The 1,570-nt window shown below is 53.9% G+C and carries 2 protein-coding genes; both read left to right on the forward strand.

From position 1 onward, the window contains the following. Positions 1 to 112 precede the first annotated feature (112 nt). Positions 113 to 562 carry an FKBP-type peptidyl-prolyl cis-trans isomerase gene (gene fkpB, locus FDW94_RS10605; protein WP_003018929.1) on the forward strand — a complete coding sequence of 150 codons (450 nt, stop codon included), beginning with the start codon at positions 113 to 115 and terminating at the stop codon, positions 560 to 562. A 1-nt stretch (position 563) separates the two neighbouring features. Beyond that, positions 564 to 1,514 carry a 4-hydroxy-3-methylbut-2-enyl diphosphate reductase gene (gene ispH / locus FDW94_RS10610; RefSeq protein WP_003018925.1) on the forward strand — a complete coding sequence of 317 codons (951 nt, stop codon included), beginning with the start codon at positions 564 to 566 and terminating at the stop codon, positions 1,512 to 1,514. The last annotated feature ends 56 nt before the right edge of the window (positions 1,515 to 1,570 follow it).

Here is a 1,570-nt window from a genome sequence, read left to right on the forward strand (position 1 = left end):
GAAAAGGCTTGCAGGCGATAACAGTATCTACAATATACTGCGATCCTTGTTGGCCCGGTAAGCGTATCGCCACCGGGCAAACAGGCGGCAGCAATTTTAAAGAGCAACCTGCATGTCTAAATCAGTACAGAGTAACAGTGCGGTGCTGGTGCACTTCACCCTTAAGCTCGACGATGGCTCAACCGCAGAGTCAACCCGCAATAACGGCAAGCCTGCGCTGTTTCGCCTGGGCGACGGTTCTCTGTCTGAAGGACTGGAACAACACCTGCTGGGGCTAAAAGAAGGTGATAAAACCACTTTTGCTCTGGAACCGGATGCCGCCTTTGGCGTGTCAAGTCCGGACTTAATTCAGTATTTCTCGCGTCGGGAGTTTATGGACGCGGGCGAGCCAGAAATTGGCGCTATCATGCTCTTTACCGCAATGGACGGCAGTGAGATGCCTGGCGTGATCCGCGAAATCAACGGTGACTCGATCACGGTTGATTTCAACCATCCGCTGGCCGGGCATACCGTTCATTTTGATATTGAAGTGCTGGAAGTCGAACCGGCACTGGAGGCGTAAAATGCAGATCCTGTTGGCCAACCCGCGCGGTTTTTGCGCTGGCGTAGACCGCGCTATCAGCATTGTGGAAAACGCGCTGGCTATTTATGGCGCGCCGATTTATGTCCGTCACGAGGTGGTGCATAACCGCTATGTGGTGGATAGCCTGCGCGAGCGCGGCGCTATTTTTATCGAGCAAATCAGCGAAGTGCCGGATGGCGCGATCCTGATTTTCTCCGCTCATGGCGTATCTCAGGCGGTGCGTAACGAAGCCAAAGGCCGTGACCTCACGGTTTTTGATGCGACCTGCCCGCTGGTAACGAAGGTGCATATGGAAGTTGCCCGTGCCAGTCGTCGTGGCGAAGAATCCATTCTGATTGGTCACGCCGGGCACCCGGAAGTCGAAGGCACAATGGGCCAGTACAGCAACCCGCAAGGGGGAATGTATCTGGTTGAATCACCGGATGATGTGCTGAAACTGAATGTGAAAAATGAAGGAAAATTATCCTTCATGACGCAGACAACGCTTTCCGTTGACGACACTTCTGACGTTATTGATGCGCTGCGTCAACGCTTCCCGAAAATTGTCGGGCCGCGCAAAGACGATATCTGTTATGCCACCACCAACCGTCAGGAAGCGGTTCGCGCGCTGGCGGAACAGGCTGATGTTGTGCTGGTGGTCGGCTCTAAGAACTCCTCTAACTCCAACCGTCTGGCTGAACTGGCCCAGCGAATGGGGAAAGCGGCGTATTTGATTGACGATGCGACCGACATTCAGGAAGCGTGGGTGAAAGAAGCGAAGTGTGTGGGCGTGACGGCCGGAGCCTCGGCGCCGGATATCCTGGTGCAAAACGTGATTGCTCGCCTGCAAGAGCTTGGTGGTGGGGAAGCGATCCCACTGGAAGGCCGCGAAGAGAACATCGTTTTCGAAGTGCCGAAAGAGCTGCGTGTGGATGTTCGTGAAGTAGAGTAAGTCTTTCCGGTTACGATTATGAGAAGATGCCAGACTTAACGTCTGGCATTTTTTTA

Source organism: Citrobacter sp. wls757 (assembly GCF_005280935.1).
GTDB lineage: Bacteria > Pseudomonadota > Gammaproteobacteria > Enterobacterales > Enterobacteriaceae > Citrobacter > Citrobacter portucalensis.

Bases quoted from the DNA above. Each gene is read 5' to 3' on its own strand.
- fkpB (WP_003018929.1), top strand. From the start codon at position 113: ATGTCTAAATCAGTACAGAGTAACAGTGCGGTGCTGGTGCACTTCACC.
- ispH (WP_003018925.1), top strand. From the start codon at position 564: ATGCAGATCCTGTTGGCCAACCCGCGCGGTTTTTGCGCTGGCGTAGAC.